Consider the following 18782-nt stretch of genomic DNA (forward strand, 5'->3'; position numbering starts at 1 on the left):
TTAATTGCATGGTATTGTTTGGTATTTTACACATAATTATATTAAAAACTTATATTCGGTGACACTTTGTCTGATATTCCTTCTCCCATAAAACTTAATGGTGTACAGCGATTACTTGAAGCAGGCCTTCTTGTTTCATGTGTTTTAGCTATGTATATAATGCTAGCTTTATTCAGTTTTGACGCCGCTGATCCCGGTTGGTCACAAACAGGTTATCAAACCCCCGTACGCAATTTAGGTGGTGCTGTTGGTGCTTATATTTCTGATATGTTACTTAACATATTCGGAGTAGTGGCTTATACCTTGCCTTTTGTCATCGCAATGATAGGTTGGTTATTATTTCAAAAATATTACAAATTAGTACAGCTTGATTATTTAACCTTAGGTTTGAAGTTTATTGGCTTCATCATGTTTTATATGGGAATAACATCTATTTCAAGTATGAATTTTGATGATATTTTTTATTTTTCAGCCGGTGGTATTTTAGGTGATGTATTAAGTAATGCTGTTGTACCGTACTTTTCATTTGTAGGTAGCACCTTACTGTTCTTAACCTTTGTTTTATCTGGTTTCGTGTTAGTAACAGGAATATCTTTATTAAAGTTAATAGACTGTTTAGGCGAGAAAACAATCAACCTTGCTTTAAAAACCGCCGAATTTCCAGAATGGATAAAAGCGAAATTCGATAGTCGACCGAGCTCAAATTCAAATATTGATGAGCACCAAGGTAAACAATCTAAAATAAATAAAGAGCTACTTTCAACATCACCATTAGCGGGTAAAGTTGCTGATGTAGACCAACAAGATGTTCATCAAGCTTTTTCATCCTTAAGTCCACAACAAGATAGTAATATTATATCCACCAGTAAAAATGACAGTCCATTTCAAAAAGATGATGATATTGAGCCTTTCATTAATATTGATGATTTAATGGGAGAGCCATTAGCTATTAATGTACAAGAACATGTTAGCGACGATGAAATTAATGCCGCTTTTGAACATGTTGAAAAAATAGATGTTGTACAAGCGCCGAGTAAAAAGCCCGCAGTTAAACTAGAGACAAATGAAGAGTTTGTAATGCCTTCAATCGACTTACTTGACCGCCCAGATAAAGCGGAACATCCAATTGATGAAGAGCAATTATCTCAAGTTAGCCGTTTAGTTGAAGCTAAATTAGCTGAGTTTGGTGTTCAAGCTGATGTAGTTGGTGTATATCCAGGCCCTGTTATCACTCGTTTTGAACTTGATCTTGCACCCGGAATCAAAGTGAGCAAAATTACAGGCCTTTCAAAAGATTTAGCTCGTTCATTATCTGCTAAAGCAGTAAGAGTAGTTGAAGTTATACCTGGAAAGTCTGTGATCGGCCTAGAATTACCAAATAAGCATCGTGAAATCGTTTATTTAAAAGATGTACTTGCCAGTGAAAAATTTGAGCAAGCATCATCATCTCTGACAATGGCAATAGGGCAGGACATTGCAGGTGAACCTGTCGTTGTTGATTTAGCTAAAATGCCACATTTGTTAGTAGCTGGTACTACTGGCTCGGGTAAATCAGTAGCTATTAATACCATGATTTTAAGCTTGCTTTACAAATCTACCCCTGAAGATGTCCGCATGATCATGATAGACCCTAAAATGTTAGAACTATCTGTGTATGAAGGCATCCCGCATTTACTTTCTGAAGTTGTCACTGACATGAAAGAAGCTTCTAATGCACTACGTTGGTGTGTTGGTGAAATGGAAAGGCGCTATAAAGTGATGTCAGCTTTAGGGGTAAGAAACTTAAAAGGATATAATGTCAAAATTGCTAATGCTATAGCCGATGGAGAGCCTCTTATTGACCCATTGTGGCAACCTTCTAGTGGTTTAGATCAAACTCCACCATTACTTGAAAAACTCCCAAGCATTGTTGTTGTTGTTGATGAGTTTGCTGATATGATGATGATTGTTGGCAAAAAAGTTGAAGAATTAATTGCTCGTATTGCACAAAAAGCCCGAGCTGCTGGTATTCATCTCATTTTAGCAACCCAACGACCATCAGTTGATGTAATAACGGGATTAATTAAAGCAAACATCCCAACGAGAATGGCGCTTCAAGTGTCTTCTCGAATTGATTCTCGTACTATTTTAGATCAGCAAGGTGCTGAACAACTTCTTGGTTATGGTGATATGTTTTATTTACCACCGGGTTCTGGTTTACCAACTCGTGTTCATGGTGCTTTTGTCGACGATCATGAAGTGCATGCTGTAGTTAAGGATTGGAAGTCTCGCGGCGAACCAAACTACGTAGAAGAAATTCTTTCAGGCGAAAATGATCAAGATATTTTATTACCTGGTGAAACTGCTGAGGGTGAAGACTCCGATTTAGATACTATTTATGATGAAGCTTTACAGTTTGTCACTGAAACAAGACGAGTTTCAATTTCAAGTATTCAACGAAAATTTCGTATTGGTTATAATCGTGCTGCTCGTATTGTTGAACAAATGGAAATGCAAGGTGTCGTAACCACACCGGGTAATAATGGCGCTAGGGAAGTCCTCGCGCCACCACCAATTAAGGAATAAAATGAAGATCAATTCTTTTTTATGTCGCAATAATAGTTTTTCTAAACTGACATTCTCGTTTATATTTTCGGCTACTTTTTCAGTGGGTTTTATACCAAGTTCAATTGCAGAAACTAAGATCGAATCTCAAGTAAAGTTAAGTGGGCAAACACACAATATAAAAGCAGACTTAATGGCTAAACTTAGCCAAATTCAATATATTAATGCAGAGTTTTCTCAAACTGTTGTTAGTGATCTCGGTGAAACTTTACAAAAAGGTAAAGGTACAATTGCAATTAGCAAGCCTGACTTGGTTAATTGGCACACGACTGAACCTGATGAAACGTTAATCGTGTCTAATGGTAAAAACTTATGGTTTTATGATCCATTTATTGAACAGGTGAGTATATATTCTTTTGTAAAATCAATTGCGAATACCCCAGTATTACTTTTAACGAGTGAAGATCCGTCTTTATGGAATAACTTTCAAGTTAGCCAAAATAAAGAAGGGCAATACCTTATTAAATCTCTTACAGTAGACAGCCAAATTAAATCATTAACCTTAACATTTGAAAATGAAAAGATAAGTCAATTATCAATATTAGACAGTACCGGCCAAATAAGTCATATTCATTTGTTAAATATTGATTTCACCACTAAACCTGATAATTCACTATTCGATTTTGTCATACCCGAAGGCGTTATGTTAGATGACCAACGTTAACGGTTCATTAGATTTTGGTGATTCATATGAATCTATAACCTCAGAAAAAGATCCATCTAAAATTTCCAGCCCGCTTGCCGCTCAAATGCGACCAGAAAACCTTAATAATTATGTTGGTCAACAACATATTTTAGGAAAGGGAATGCCTTTAAGGGTGTCTATAGAGCAAGGGCAGTGTCATTCTGTTATCTTTTGGGGGCCACCCGGCACTGGAAAAACGACATTAGCTGAAATAATCGCTAACCAAGCAGACGCCGAAATTGAAAGAGTGTCCGCTGTAACTTCAGGTATTAAAGAAATAAGACTGGCCATCGATAATGCAAAACATCGCTTAAAACTAAACCATCGACGTACTGTATTATTTGTAGATGAAGTCCATCGTTTCAATAAAAGCCAACAAGATGCTTTTTTACCGCATATAGAAGATGGCAGCATTATTTTTATTGGCGCTACTACAGAAAATCCTGCTTTTGAGCTTAATAAAGCTTTATTATCTCGAGCAAGAGTTTACACATTAAAAAAGCTGACTAATCAAGACTTAACTCAAGTATTATTAAGAGCGATAGAGCAACAACGTTCATTTCATCAAGTTAACTTAACACTTGAAAAAGATGCCCAACAAAGCTTATTAAAAAGAGCAAACGGTGATGCTAGACGCTTACTTAACTTGTTGGAAAATTGTATTGATGTTGTACCAAATATTGAAAATAACAAAACCATCACGCTTGAACTAGTTACTCAAGTTGCAGGTAATAAAATCGCCTTATATGATAAAGGGGGAGATGCCTATTATGACATGATTAGTGCTTTTCATAAATCGGTAAGGGGCTCTGATCCCGATGCTGCACTTTATTGGTATGCCCGAATTATTACTTCTGGCGGTGATGCGCTTTATGTTGCTAGACGTCTTTTAGCTATTGCTAGTGAAGACATAGGTAATGCGGATCCAAGAGCTATGCAACTCGCCATTAATGCATGGGATACTTTTCAACGTGTTGGCCCGAGTGAAGGTGAAAGGGCAATTGCTCAAGCCTGTGTTTATATGGCATTAGCACCTAAAAGTAATGCTGTATATACTGCTTTCAACCAAGCAAAAGCACTTGCTAGAGAAACAAGTGAATTGGATGTTCCAGAGCACTTGAAAAATTCAACCAGTGAAATTACTAAAGAGCTAGGTCATGGTACAAGTTATCGCTATGCTCATGATGAGGTAAATGCTTTTGCTGCAGGCGAATGTTACTTCCCCCAAGAAATTGCCAACACACATTTATATCACCCAACTGATCGCGGTTTAGAGAAACAATTAAAAGAAAAACAACAATATTTAGCTAATTTAAACAGGCAAAGTAATGAACAACGCTATAAGTAATTTTAGTCTTTATATATCAATTGCTATAGGTGGAGCTTGTGGTGCAAGTTTAAGGTATTTTTTTTCCCAATTAATTTTTAACTGGTTAGGAAAAGGTTTTCCTTTTGCCACCTTGGCTGTTAATGTTTTTGGCTCTCTGATAATGGGGGCGCTTTATGGTTTAATTGAACAAGGAATAATTGAAGTTAGTGTTTATCGAACTTTAATAGGAATAGGTTTTCTTGGAGCCTTTACGACATTTTCAACATTTTCTATGGACACTTTGCTCTTAATGCAGCAAGGCGAGTCACTTAAAGCAATGTTAAACGTATTACTAAATGTTAGCCTGTGTGTATTTGCTTGTGGTATAGGAATGTATCTAGTGACATTATTTAATAAGTAACTTACTTATATCTTGAGGTGACATGGCTATAAACCTCTTGGTACAATACGTCATAATTTTTAAAAGTAACTATATAAGAACCATAATTCATCATGCTTGATCCAAAACAACTTAGAACAGATATCGCCGCTGTGGCAGAAAATTTAGCGCAACGTGGCTTTATATTAGATATTGATACTTTCAATCAATTAGAAGAGCAACGTAAAGTAATTCAAATAAAAACCCAAGAATTGCAAAGTCAGCGTAATACTCGATCTAAGTCGATAGGCCAAGCTAAAGCTCGTGGTGAAGATATTGCCCCATTACTTGCTGAAGTCAATCAATTAGGCAGTGATCTGGAAGCTGCTAAAGAAGAGCAAAATGAAGTACTTGCTAAAATTGACGCGATTATAAGTGCAGTTCCTAATCTATTACATGAATCGGTACCTAAAGGAGGATCAGAAGACGATAATGTTGAAGTAAAACGTTGGGGAACACCTAGAGTTTTTGATTTTGAAATAAAAGATCATGTTGATGTTGCATTAGCACTGGATAAAGGTATCGATTTTGAAAGTGGCGCTAAATTAGCAGGCACTCGATTTGCTGTAATGCGTGGTCATATAGCTAAACTCCACCGTGCTCTTTCACAGTTTATGCTTGATGTTCATAGTGAACAACATGGCTATCAAGAAATGTATGTCCCTTATTTAGTTAATCATCAGTCGCTATATGGAACAGGTCAGTTACCTAAGTTTGGCGAAGATTTATTCCACACCGATCTTGCGAATCGTCAGCTTTCATTAATTCCAACAGCAGAAGTGCCTTTGACTAATCTTTTGCGTGATGAAATTGTTGAAGAAAGTGAATTACCCATCAAAATGTGTGCTCATACACCATGCTTTCGTAGTGAAGCTGGTTCTTCAGGTCGAGATATTCGCGGTTTAATTCGTCAACATCAATTTGACAAAGTCGAAATGGTTCAGGTAGTAAAACCTGAGAATTCTTTTACTGCTCTTGATGAGTTAACAAGTCATGCTGAAAAAATACTAGAATTATTGGAATTACCATATCGTACAGTCATTTTATGTACAGGTGATATCGGATTTGGGGCAACGAAAACATTTGATATCGAAGTGTGGTTACCTGCACAAGATACTTATCGTGAAATATCTTCATGTTCTAACATGGGTGACTTTCAAGCGCGTCGTATGCAAGCACGCTATCGTAACGCTGAAACCAAACAAACAGAGTTACTGCATACATTAAATGGTTCTGGTTTAGCTGTAGGACGTACCTTAGTGGCAATTTTAGAAAATTATCAACAAGCTGATGGTAGTGTTGATATCCCTAAAGCATTACAACCTTATATGAAAGGTCTAACCAACATTAGTGCTTCGTAGTAGTTATCTATAGTGGCTAGGGAAAATATTACCTAGCCACTGATGCTATCATTTATTTTATTTGGAATTTATTCTGTCATTCATGGGTCTTTATCAGTTGATGTAGGTTTCCAAGGATAGTCTTTTGTTAAAAAATTTATCACTTCAAGTTCTTTTCTTTTTTTTAGTCTTTCAATTGTTGTCGTGGTTTCAAACTACCGATATGTTAGCTACTGATAGCACGATAAATACTTCATTTATGGTGCAAACAACGATGGAAGATGAAATAACACTAGCCGCTGACAATAAAACTCTTGTACTGTATTTCTTTGCCCCTTGGTGTAGCGTTTGTCATGCAAGTATTGATAATTTACAAAAATTATACGAAAAAAATGAACAGTTTGATGTGATTGCTGTTGCCTTAGATTTCACTGAAAAACAAGATGTACTAGACTTTGCACAACAGCACCAATTAACATTTCCAATTGTATTTGGGAATGAAAAAATAAAACAAGCATTTAAAGTATTTGCTTACCCTAGTTATTATGTAATTGATGAACATAATTCCATCAAATCGAAATCTGTCGGTTATTCTACAGAGTTTGGACTTTATTTAAGATCACTTTAATACTTCTGATCTTAATCACGATTGTGTACACTTAGATTTTCAAATAAACAACAAGTAAGTCTTTTCATGCAAATAACGTCAAACTTTGATAGTGGCAATATTCATGTTGTTGCTGCTGAACAAGCAGATAATATCCAATTAGAAATAAAAAAAGATAATCAATCAGAATATTTCCAATGGTTTCACTTTAAATTACATAACCTCGAACATATAGAACATACACTTAGCATCACTAATGCAGCACAGTCGGCTTACTTAGAAGGCTGGCCTGGTTACCAAGCTGTTGCTTCTTATGATAGAGAACATTGGTTTAGAGTGCCGACCGAATTTGACGGACAAAACTTAATTATAAAATTTACCCCTGATTACGACTCTACTTACTTCGCCTACTTTGCCCCCTATAGCTACGAACGCCATCAAGACTTAATTCACAATGCGCAACTTGATATTGATTGCCAATTACAAGTGTTAGGTCAAACTCATGATGGCCGTGATATTTCATTATTAAAAATTGGTGAAGAAGGCGCAGGTAAAAAAACGATTTGGTTAACTGCACGTCAACACCCAGGTGAAACCATGGCTGAATGGTTTATGGAAGGCTTTCTTGATCGATTACTCGATGAAGACGATGGTGCGGCACGTGCTTTATTAAATAAAGCTGTTTTTTATGTTGTGCCTAACATGAATCCCGATGGATCAGTTAGAGGACATTTAAGAACTAATGCTGTTGGTGTAAACCTCAATAGAGAGTGGGATAACCCGACATTAGAGAAAAGTCCTGAAGTTTACTTTGTTCGAGAGAAAATGCTAGAAACAGGCGTAGATATGTTTTTAGATATTCACGGCGATGAAGCTTTACCGGTTAACTTTGTTGCAGGATCAGAAGGGATACCATCTTATAACGACAAGCTAAAATCGTTAGAAGAACAATTTAAAAAAATATTGCTGCAAATTACACCAGAATTTCAAGATGAAAAAGGTTATGAAAAAGATGAACCAGGTAAAGCTAATTTGACTTTAGCTTCTAATTGGGTAGGTGAGCAATTTAAGTGTTTATCTTATACCGTTGAAATGCCGTTTAAAGATAATGAATTGTTACCAGACTACAGTGTAGGTTGGTCTGATAATCGAAGTAGTCTTTTTGGAAGAGACTTTTTGACTGCAATATATCACGTAGTCGACGACTTAAGATAAGTAAACTTAGAAATTAGCAATAATAAAAAGAATAATTAGGAGTTAAATAGTGCAAGAATTAGTGAGTACACTTAATGGTTTTATTTGGAGTCCAGCATTAATCTATTTATGTTTAGGCGCGGGATTATTTTTCACAATAGTTACCCGTTTTGCACAGATACGACATTTCAGAGAAATGTGGCGTCTGCTACTTTCAGGAAAAAGTTCAAAACACGGAATTTCTTCATTCCAAGCTTTAGCCGTATCATTATCAGGTAGAGTAGGGACCGGTAATATCGCTGGTGTTGCCGCTGCTATTGGTTTTGGTGGCCCTGGTGCGGTATTTTGGATGTGGGTAGTTGCTTTTTTCGGTGCAGCTACAGCCTATATTGAATCAACAAACGCTCAAATTTATAAAGAGAAAGATGGCGGTGTGTATCGTGGTGGTCCTGCTTATTATATAGAAAAAGCTATGGGGCAAAAATGGTACGCTTGGATATTTGCTATAGCTACAATAATTGCCTGTGGTGCTTTATTACCAACAGTACAATCAAATAGTATTGGTGAAGCTGTTGTAATGGTATTTGGTACAGGTGACTATATTGATACATTCTTTGGTGAAATAGCATTAACTAAATTATATACAGCAGTATTTATTGTACTAATTTTAGGTTTCATTATTTTTGGTGGTGTTAAGCGTATCGCCAACTTTACTCAAGTTGTTGTTCCATTTATGGCTTTGGCATATATCATTATTGCTTGTGTGATTATTGCACTTCATTTTGATCGCTTGCTAGATGTCTTTTGGTTAATTATCGATGATGCATTTTCGCCAATGGCTGGTGTTGGAGCTGCAATAGGTTGGGGTGTTAAACGCGGTGTTTATTCTAATGAGGCAGGACAAGGTACTGGACCACATGCAGCAGCCGCTGCTGAAGTTGAGCATCCAGCACAGCAAGGGTTAGTACAATCATTTTCTGTATACATAGATACATTATTTGTTTGTTCAGCTACCGCCTTCATGATTCTAATTACTCAGTCTTACAATGTACAATTAGAAGGTCAAAGTAGCTTTATAGTTCAAAACATTGCAGGTGATATTGCTGCAAATAGTCCAGCTTTTACTCAAATTGCAGTAGAAAGTGTATTAGAAGGCTTTGGTAAACCATTTATTGCATTAGCTCTATTTTTCTTTGCTTTTACGACAATTCTTGCCTACTACTTTATCGCCGAAAATAATGTTGCTTACATAAAACGTACAATTAAAATTCCAGCATTAACATTTATGCTTAAAATGCTAATTATGATTGCGGTTTTCTATGGCACGATAAAAGCCGCAGATATTGCATGGGGTATGGGTGATGTCGGTGTAGGTATTATGGCTTGGCTCAATATTATTGGTATTGTAATTATTTTCTTTATGTCTAAACCTGCTATAAAGGCATTGCGAGATTATGAACGTCAACAGAAAGAAAATGTTGAAGTTTATACATTTGATCCTAAAAAGTTAGGGATTAAAAATGCTACCTTTTGGGAAGATAGACTTAAAAAGTAAATTAAGGGGCATTTAAGTAAAATTTCTCTCAATTAATTTATTAAAAAAGCACCCATTGTGGTGCTTTTTTTTGTAGAATAAGTACAACATTTTTTTATTGAGGTCATTATGGCAGTAATAAGTTGTCCAAGTTGTAAAAAGAAAATATCAGACAAAGCAAAATCATGTTCGCATTGCCAACTTGATCTACAAAATTTTGATGAAGAAAAATTTCAAACCATTAATAAAATTAATCTTATTAATAAGTCACAAAAGTTAATGATTCATTCTTTTATTGCTATTTTATTATTCTGCGGTGGATTTTTATTCTTTTATTTAGAGGAAGTACAGTTAGGCACTTGGCAATATACTGTTGCTGTCATGAGTACTGTTGTTGGTTTCGTCTTGTACCTGGTAACACGTATTCGATTGTTCTTACTAAAGCGTAGTAGTAAATAGTATGGATCTAATTAATTTTGTTGAGAATATGTCTTATGACATGTATTTTCGCTTAAAACATGCAGCAGAAACTGGTAAGTGGCCTGAAGGAACTGAAGCAGGTAAAGAGCAGCAAGAACGAGCGTTACAGTTAATAATGGCTTATCAAGCTAAACACCTTGAATCAGATGACATTCTTACGATTAGTTCTAACGGTGAAATCGTTACCAAAACAAAACGTGAATTAAAAGATAGTTTTGCAAACTCAGATGACGCGATAGCTAGGTTCACCGACTTATGATATTTTCTAAATTATTTAAAGAAAAATGGCAAAGTAAAAAAGTTGAGTTACGTTTACAAGCAGTAGAAGAACTTGACTTAAATAACACTACAGATAAAAGTATCCTTATTGATCTTATTGAAAATGCCCCTGATAAAACTGTCAGAAGTCGAGCGTTAACTAAGATAAATCAGTTTTCTATCTGGTTAAATGCCAGCAATAATAATAGCCACAGCGATATTCGACAACTTGCCCAACAAAAAATAGAAAATATTGTGTTAGGTTTGGACAATATTACGTTAAATAAAGAAGAAAAATTTTCTTTTCTTGAGCAAAAACCTCAAGCGCAATTACTTGAAAAGTGGCTTTTTAATGAAAAAAATACGAATCTACAAATAACACTTTTTGAATTAATTAATAAGCCTCAACTTGCGGTAAAACTATTCAATGAGTGTAATGATGCTAAAGTTCAAAGCTACATTGTTGATCAAAGTGACGACATTACTTTATTAGAAAAATTGCTCAAGAAAACGCAATTTTCTGAAGTTAACAATATTATTTCTCAAAAAATTAGTGAGATCACTGAAGAACAAGCTAAGCCGATCAAGCTAACTAAACAAGCACAACTTATATTAGCCAAATTTCTTGCTTTAAAAGATGTTTCTAATTATCAGGAAATGTTAACTAAAAAAGAGGCTATTTGTGAGCAATGGCAAATAATTACTACTGACTTTGATCTGCTTTCAAAAGAACAACAAAATATATTTAATGAAAAATGGCAATCGATAGAAACTCAATTATCTAAAATTTTTGCTATTAAAGCTGAAGCATTCCAACAACAGCAAATTATAGAAAAATTAAAGCAAGAAAAAACTCAAGAGTTTGAATCATTTAATACAAAATTTAATGAAATAAATCAAAGGCTTTCAACAGCCATTTATGAAAATACACCTATAGACAAAAATAACTTTGAACAAGAAATTGAACAACAACTTAATGCGATCACACAATCGGTTTTAGATGCTAAAACTCAGCAACAATTAACTACGTTATTTAACCAAGAGCGTCAAAAATTAGCTCTACTTGATGAAATTGCAGAGTCAATAACACAAGCTACCTATCTTATCTCTGAGTTATCACAGGTTTCACTACCACAATCCATTGAACAATATGTTGATAAAATAGCATTTTATCATGATTGGCAAAAGCAATGGACACAGGTTCAAACCAATTCATGCCAATTACTACCTGAGAGCATTACTTCTTCATACCGTTTACTTACAAAGCAGTGGCAAGAAATAATTAAACCATTTGAAAAGTCACTTAAAGAACAATTTTATCAAGTAAAGAATAACTTTTCAGATGTAAAAAGACTTATTAATAGTGGTAAATTTAACGTCTCTTTTGGTGTTTTCAAAAAAGCTGAAAGATCTTATTTATTATTGACTGAGAAGCAACAACAAAGCTTATATAAAGAGTATATATGGTGCCAAGAAAAAATTAATGAATTAAGTGATTGGGAAAATTACATTGCTACCCCTAAAAAACAAGCCTTATTATTAGAAATTCAGTCTTTAGCCCAACAACCTTTAGCAAATCCTAGCGAACAAGCTCAGAAAGTTAAAAACAGCCGTAAAACATGGAATGCTCTTGGTCACGCGCAACCAGAAATAGACAGCGAATTAAATGAGGCTTTCAATCTTGCCTGTGAACAGGCTTTTGCACCATGCCGACAATTCTATAGTGAACAAGAAAAGCTTAGAAAGCAAAATTTACAGGTGCGAGAACAGCTTATTATTGAGACTGAAGGGTTAAAAAATGCCATTGAACACCCCCCTGTAGATTGGAAGAAGCTCGATAGCGATTTAAACAAAATACTTCAAAAATGGCGAAATGCTGGAGAAGTTGATAAAGGGCTTTATCATCGATTAAATAAACAGTTTAATTTATCATTAACGCCGGTTAAAAATGCCATTTCTGCCTTTCACCAAGATAATATAGATAAGAAAAATGCGCTAATTAAACAAGCGGAAAAAATTACCTTACAAGAAGATATTGTACAGGCATCTCATGATATAAAAGCCTTACAACATCAATGGCGCGCTATCGGTTATTGTGGTCCTAAAATTGAAAATAAATTATGGAAAACGTTTAGGGGCCATAATGATGAAGTTTTTACAAAACTTAAAAAATCTCAAGAAGCTGACAACAAACTACAAAATACAAAGCTTGATAATTTGTCTCAAAATGTTGATGAACTAATTAATAAAGTACCTAGCAATATTTCAGTTAATCAAATTAAAGAATTTCTTCAAGCAAGTGCAGAAATTAATGACCAACTTGTTCATTTAAAGCCTCGAAGTAATGGATTATTAACTCAACTTGTAGAATTTGATAAATTCTTAAAACAAAAACAAAGCGTTTTAATTCAAGAAGAAAAAAATAAGTCTTGGTCATTACTGTTTGGTGTATTACAAAGCTCTGTTGAGCAAGGTGTCGAGTTTACAACAGCACCTAACTATAATGAATTGCCAAATAAATGGAAAAAAAGATTAAAAGCAATACCGAATCAATCAGTGAGTAGCGAAGAACGTAAAGAGAAAACAATAGCGCTTGAGTTAATTAGTGGTGCAACTCCGCCTGAATCAGATAAAGAAATTACCATGAAAATTCAAGTAGGCTTAATGCAACAGCAGCTTTCAAATAAAGTCACCGTAACACCAGAAGATATTTTAACGCAATGGCTTAGTTTAGGTTCTTTATCCCACAATGATTTACCTTTACTTGAGCGTATTAAACCTTTATTTGTACAAATACACTAAAATATCCCTGTTTCAGTAGCAGTATGTTTTCATACTGCTATAGTTAATTTACTACTAAAGTAAAATTTAGGTTAAGCGTGAAGATCAGTTTATTAATCCTTATTTTATTACATCCTTTCAGTGCTCATGCGATAAATATTACCTTCGTTAATCCTTCATTATCTGGTACTGCATTTTGGGATAGGGTAACCAATGCTTTCTTAGATGTTGCGCATGACTTAAACATTAACGTTGATGTCGTCTATGGTAGTGATAATAGACTACATAATTATCAAGCGATTGAACAAATAGTTAAGCGGGAAACAAAACCTGATTATGTAATTTTCATGTCTTATAGTGGTAATGCGAAAGCAACATACGATTTATTAGAGCAAAACCAAATACATTTTGTAACTCTCGAACGTACCTTGCCATTAGATGAACAACTCACATTAGGTTTACCACAAGAAAATTACAAATTCTGGTTAGGTGAAGTATTCCATGATAATGAGAAAGCAGGGGAGTTATTAGGAGATATTTTAATTGAGGCTGCTATTAAAATTAATCAAGGAAAAGTAAACACCTTATCAGCGGTTGGTATTATGGGTATTTTTGGTGGTGAGTCTGAACATAGATCTAACGGGTTTAAAACAAGCATTGCTAAACATAAAAATACCCAATTACTTCAAACTGTTCCTGCCTTTTGGATGCGTGATACCAGTGAAGTTGTTTTTACACAGTTACTACAAAGGTATGGTGATATTGATATAGCATGGGCGGCATCTGATGATATGGCTTTAGGTATTTTAAAAGTTGCAAGAGAACAAAATATCACGAAAAAACTTACTATTGGTGGAATAGATTGGACTATAGAAGCAATCAATGAAGTGCGTGATGGTAACCTTACTGCATCAGTTGGAGGTCACTTTATGCAAGCAGCTTGGGCGCTAATCAAGATATTCGACCACCATCATAATGCAGCTCCTTTTATTAAAGGCGCTAACACCTCTACATATCAACTTACTGCGATAACCAGTGAAAATATTTCAAACTATTATTTTTTAACAAAAAAAATCGACTGGTCACAAGTCGATTTTAAAAAATATTCATTGGTTTATAATCAACAAAGTCAGCATGATTTCACTATTGAAAGGTTAATTAAACTATTTAATAAGCGCATGTAAAGTGAGTTGCTTACTTAAATATCGCTAAGCTCTCCACGCAAATTACTACACATTTGCTGTTTAATCTGTTCATTTGACATATTACTACTTAACAAAAAATGAAGCTTAGTTAGGGCGGCTTCTAATGTCATGTCACCACCACTAATTACCCCGCATTGGCTTAATGCAGAACCCGTGGCATATCCCCCCATATTTACAGTACCTCGAATACATTGGCTACAATTAACAATAATAATCCCGTTGTCATTTGCTTTAGCTAAACACGCTAAAATTGCTTTGTTTTGTGGTGCATTTCCAACACCATAACTTTTTAAAATTAGCGCTTTTACAGGTTGTTTGATCACATTTTCAATTAGCTCTGCACTTATTCCTGGATATAAGTGAACAACACCAACAGGTTGTGGAGTAATTTTATGTAATTGAGGATTTCCTGTTTCACCATTACTTAATTTTCCGGCTTTTACCTTAATATTTATCCCTGCTTCGAGTAATGCTGGCATATTTGGTGAATCAAAAGCATCAAAACCATCAGCATAGGCTTTTATACTTCTATTTCCTCTAAACAGTTTATTATTGAAAAATAAACCCACTTCGTTTATTGGATAATTTGCGGCAATATATAATGCATTAAGTAAGTTTTCTTGACCGTCAGATCGTAACTGACTAAATGGAATTTGTGAGCCAGTAACAATAATAGGTTTAGTTAAATGTTCAAACATAAACGACAAGGCCGAACTGGTATACGCCATGGTATCTGTACCATGCAAAACGACAAATCCGTCATATTCATCGTAATGTTGATAAATATCATTCGCTATTAATTGCCAATCATTAGGTGTCATATCTGACGAATCTATTAGTGGAGAGTATTCATTAATAGTGAACTCAGGCATTTCACTTCGATGGAAGTCTGGCACCTTCATTATAGATTCAGTTAAATGTCCTTTAATTGGTATAAAACCATCTTTACTAGCTTTCATGCCGATGGTTCCACCTGTATAAGCGATATAAATGCGTTTCTTCACTTTAAATCTCGCAAGTTAGACAAAGGGTATAAAGACCTTGAGGGTCATTTAATTGTTCAATTGCAGTAAATTCATTAGCTAACTTAGTGAGTAACTTTTTAATTGGTCCAACGGAATAGGTCGCAGCATCTGGTGATTGAGGTAAAAACACTGCGGCTTTTCCAACTAAGCTTTCTAAAAATTTATCTTTGGGCGACAACTCTTGTTCAACAATTAAAGTGTCAAATTTATTAATCTTAGCTAAGTCAGCTGCTGCTGTAATCGCATAATCAATATCTCCTAACTCATCAACTAAACCTAAAGATTTCGCTTTTGTACCTGTCCATACTCGGCCTTGAGCAATAGCGTCAACTTGTTTGATTGTCATATTACGATTATTAGCAACTAACGTTAAAAAGTCTTTATAGCCACGTTCTATACCCATTTGAAAAATTTGATGCATTTGTGGAGAAATGGCTCGAGTTAAACCTAAACCTGCAAACTCAGTAGTACCTACACCATCAGTATTAATACCTAACTTATTTAACGTATTTTCAAATGTCATAAAAAAACCAAAAATACCGATAGAACCAGTAATTGTAGTTGGCGCTGCGATAATTTTGTCAGCCGGAGCTGAAATCCAATATCCTCCAGATGCTGCATAAGTACCCATTGAGGCAACAACAGGCTTACCACTTTGTTTTAATAATTCTATTTCTTGTCTGATAATATCAGAGGCATAAGCACTACCTCCAGGGCTATCGACTCTAAGTACCACAGCTTTTACTTGTTCGTTTTTACGCGCTTTTTTAAGCAGAGCAGCGGTACTATCACCACCAATTGTACCTGGTTTTTGTTTGCCATCCAAAATAGTTCCTTTAGCAACCACTATTGCAACCTTATCACTAGTTGGATTAATAATAGGAAACACCGGTTTAATTGTTTTTAAATAGTCATTAAAGCCAATTCTTTGATATTTATCGCTCCCTACTAACTGGGTTAAATCATTGAGTACAGTTTCTCTTGACTTTAAATGATCCACCCAATCGTTTTTAAGTGCATAATCGGCAATTTTACCATCGACTTCTTGTAGCTTTGTAATAAGGGCAGATAAACTTTCATCAAAGTTATCAATGGTAAATCCACGCTGTGTTGCAACATTATTTTTATAGTGCATCCAAAGTTCGTCTAACCAAGCTTGGTTAGCCTCTTTAGCCGCACTTGACATATCATCGCGCATATAAGGTTCAACTGCTGACTTGTAGGTACCAACACGAAAAATATGTTGGCTAATTTCGAGTTTATCTAGCGCAGATTTATAATAAAGTTGATAGCGTCCATAGCCATCGAGCAATAAGTAGCCGTTTGGGTTTAACCATATTTCATCGGCAAAACTTGCTAAATAATATTGATCTTGATTGAATTGATCGCCAATAGCGATTATTTTTTTCCCTGACTCTTTAAAGTCGTTAAGCTGTTGACCAATAATATCTAACTTGGTGAGTCCTGCACTTCCCATTTTTTCAAGTTTAAGTACTAATACTTTTACCCGATCATCAAATTTAGCATTGCTGATCACATCGGTAACGTCGGATAATAATACTTCTTGCGCTTCGGGCTTTTGATCAAAAGCTTCATTAACGAATGTATCCATAGGATCAATTAAATGTTTTTGCTCAACAATATCGCCACTTATATCTAGTACAAGCGCTGTTTGGTTGGGCACAATTATTTGATCACCATCTGCTGAAATAGCAACAATGAATATTAGTAATATCGAAAAAAACACGATGTTGACTATGGTTTTACGTAAAATATTTATCAAGCGAAAAACTGAAGACGTTAGTCGACCTAAACGAGTAGATTGTTCATTCATATTTATAAGCGTTTCTTTTTGAGTCCATTTAATTGCTATGCTACTGAAAAATTAAGGTGCATAGTAGCTTCTTTTGTAAATAAATAATTTTTTTAGTCCATTGAAAGAATATTTCTTAAATATCGTTCTTTTAATAAACAACTTTTTATAAGTAAACGTATGAACTTTATTAAACACTACCAAGAGTTTTTTAGTAAATGTATATTACTTGACGGCATTACAGCTTTATTAATACGAATATATTTAGGCCCTGTATTTATAATGGCAGGATATAATAAACTAAATTTATCTGATCCTAATATAAGTGGTATATCACAGATATTTGCAAGCGATGAAATTGTACAATGGTTTGGTAATACGCAGTGGGGATTAGGTTTACCATTCCCTGAATTTTTAGCCAATTTAGCTGCGTGGACTGAATTTTTAGGGGGGTGGTTACTATTACTTGGAGTGTTAACACGTTTAATATCGCTCCCATTAATGATTACTATGCTTGTAGCGGCCATTACTGTTCATGCTGATAACGGTTGGTTTGCTATTACACCAACTAATAGCGCAACAAGTGTGGCGAATGTACCAACATGGTTGGGTTTTGATTCAGGAAAAGAAAGTTTAGCTAACAGTGAATTGGCAGGGGTTAAACTTGAACGAATGCGAGATATTTTAGCAGAAAATGGTAATGTTGACTGGCTATATCAGCAAGGAAATATTGTGATTTTAAATAATGGTATTGAGTTCGCAACAACGTACTTTATTTTATTACTTGCATTATTATTAATTGGCCCCGGGAGATTTACTAGTATAGACCATTACCTATATACTTACTGGATAAAACCCAAGTTATCTCCTTCAGTTATTACATAAAGTAATGAACAAAACCCCCTGATATAGGAATTTATTTTGAACGACAGTTTATCGTTATTATTAACTCGACAATCTACACCACGACTATGCTCACCAGCCCCTAATAGCGATGAAATTAGCACTATTATTAACGCTGGTATGCGTGTACCAGATCATGCATGCTTAACTCCTTGGCATTTTACAGTGATACAAGATGATGGATTGCACAAGTTAAGTGAAGTTTTTGTTGAAGCGATAAAAAATAACACACATGATGAAGCTAAACTTGAAAAAACCGCAAAAATGCCATTTAGAGCTCCATTAATTATTGTTGTTAGCACAAAGTACCAAGTACATGAAAAAGTACCAGAAAAAGAACAATTGATCGCCGCAGGCTGTACCTGTCATGCAATGCAAATGGCATGTGTTGCATTAGGATATGGTGCTGTATGGCGGACAGGGGAATTAAGTGAAAGTGCAGTGGTCAAATCCGCATTAAATGTAGAAATGAATAACGATATCGTAGGTTTTTTATATATAGGTTCGCATATCAAGCAACAAGTGCCAAAGCCAAGAAAACTTGCCGATGATCATGTGAGCTATTTTTAATGATTTTCACTTAAGTTAATCTGTAATTGCCAAAT

Annotated in this window: 16 protein-coding genes; 14 read left to right on the forward strand and 2 right to left on the reverse strand. The window is 35.0% G+C overall.

All coding sequences use genetic code 11. The features are described from left to right. Positions 1-66: 66 nt before the first annotated feature. The 12 genes from IE155_RS04310 (at position 67) to IE155_RS04365 (ending at position 14415) form a co-directional block, all read left to right on the forward strand. A complete protein-coding gene (locus tag IE155_RS04310) occupies positions 67-2565 on the forward strand; it encodes a DNA translocase FtsK (RefSeq protein ID WP_268245237.1) in 2499 nt (832 codons plus the stop codon). A gap of 1 nt (position 2566) precedes the next feature. Continuing rightward, on the forward strand, positions 2567-3268 hold the full coding sequence (gene lolA / locus IE155_RS04315) for an outer membrane lipoprotein periplasmic chaperone LolA (protein WP_189376878.1): 702 nt from the start codon (positions 2567-2569) through the stop codon (positions 3266-3268). Continuing rightward, positions 3255-4637, forward strand: a complete 1383-nt coding sequence (locus tag IE155_RS04320) for a replication-associated recombination protein A (RefSeq protein WP_189376879.1) — start codon at positions 3255-3257, stop codon at positions 4635-4637. The genes lolA and IE155_RS04320 overlap by 14 nt, the downstream gene beginning before the upstream one ends. Next, positions 4618-5019 carry a fluoride efflux transporter CrcB gene (gene crcB / locus IE155_RS04325; protein ID WP_189376880.1) on the forward strand — a complete coding sequence of 134 codons (402 nt, stop codon included), beginning with the start codon at positions 4618-4620 and terminating at the stop codon, positions 5017-5019. The genes IE155_RS04320 and crcB overlap by 20 nt, the downstream gene beginning before the upstream one ends. A 92-nt stretch (positions 5020-5111) precedes the next feature. Further along, complete coding sequence (gene serS / locus IE155_RS04330) at positions 5112-6398, forward strand: serine--tRNA ligase (protein ID WP_189376881.1); 1287 nt, start codon at positions 5112-5114, stop codon at positions 6396-6398. A 175-nt stretch (positions 6399-6573) separates the two neighbouring features. Next, positions 6574-7005 carry a TlpA family protein disulfide reductase gene (locus IE155_RS04335; RefSeq protein WP_229817027.1) on the forward strand — a complete coding sequence of 144 codons (432 nt, stop codon included), beginning with the start codon at positions 6574-6576 and terminating at the stop codon, positions 7003-7005. Positions 7006-7071: 66 nt separating this feature from the next. Beyond that, complete coding sequence (locus IE155_RS04340; protein ID WP_189376882.1) at positions 7072-8199, forward strand: M14 family metallopeptidase; 1128 nt, start codon at positions 7072-7074, stop codon at positions 8197-8199. Positions 8200-8248: 49 nt separating this feature from the next. Beyond that, positions 8249-9733 (forward strand): alanine/glycine:cation symporter family protein, encoded by a 1485-nt coding sequence (locus IE155_RS04345; protein ID WP_189376883.1) that lies wholly within the window; start codon positions 8249-8251, stop codon positions 9731-9733. 108 nt (positions 9734-9841) lie between these two features. Continuing rightward, on the forward strand, positions 9842-10171 hold the full coding sequence (locus IE155_RS04350) for a zinc ribbon domain-containing protein (RefSeq protein WP_189376884.1): 330 nt from the start codon (positions 9842-9844) through the stop codon (positions 10169-10171). Between the two features lies 1 nt (position 10172). Further along, positions 10173-10451: a YeaC family protein gene (locus IE155_RS04355; protein ID WP_189376885.1), complete on the forward strand. Its 279-nt coding sequence runs from the start codon at positions 10173-10175 to the stop codon at positions 10449-10451. Next, positions 10448-13252, forward strand: a complete 2805-nt coding sequence (locus tag IE155_RS04360) for a DUF349 domain-containing protein (RefSeq protein ID WP_189376886.1) — start codon at positions 10448-10450, stop codon at positions 13250-13252. The genes IE155_RS04355 and IE155_RS04360 overlap by 4 nt, the downstream gene beginning before the upstream one ends. Before the next feature lie 77 nt (positions 13253-13329). After that, positions 13330-14415 (forward strand): ABC transporter substrate-binding protein, encoded by a 1086-nt coding sequence (locus IE155_RS04365; protein WP_189376887.1) that lies wholly within the window; start codon positions 13330-13332, stop codon positions 14413-14415. A 14-nt stretch (positions 14416-14429) separates the two neighbouring features. Here the strand turns inward: IE155_RS04365 and ansA are convergent, their stop codons facing one another. Beyond that, the gene (gene ansA / locus IE155_RS04370) at positions 14430-15440 is read right to left on the reverse strand and encodes an asparaginase (RefSeq protein WP_189376888.1); all 1011 of its coding nucleotides are present in this window, start codon (positions 15438-15440) and stop codon (positions 14430-14432) included. 1 nt (position 15441) lies between these two features. Then, on the reverse strand, positions 15442-17295 hold the full coding sequence (gene sppA / locus IE155_RS04375; protein ID WP_189376889.1) for a signal peptide peptidase SppA: 1854 nt from the start codon (positions 17293-17295) through the stop codon (positions 15442-15444). 159 nt (positions 17296-17454) lie between these two features. On the opposite strand from sppA, the gene IE155_RS04380 reads away from it, so the two are divergent. After that, complete coding sequence (locus tag IE155_RS04380) at positions 17455-18159, forward strand: HvfX family Cu-binding RiPP maturation protein (protein ID WP_189376890.1); 705 nt, start codon at positions 17455-17457, stop codon at positions 18157-18159. 36 nt (positions 18160-18195) lie between these two features. Continuing rightward, a complete protein-coding gene (locus tag IE155_RS04385) occupies positions 18196-18747 on the forward strand; it encodes an NAD(P)H nitroreductase (protein ID WP_189376891.1) in 552 nt (183 codons plus the stop codon). The last annotated feature ends 35 nt before the right edge of the window (positions 18748-18782 follow it).

It is taken from the genome of Thalassotalea profundi (assembly GCF_014653195.1).
Lineage (GTDB): Bacteria > Pseudomonadota > Gammaproteobacteria > Enterobacterales > Alteromonadaceae > Thalassotalea_B > Thalassotalea_B profundi.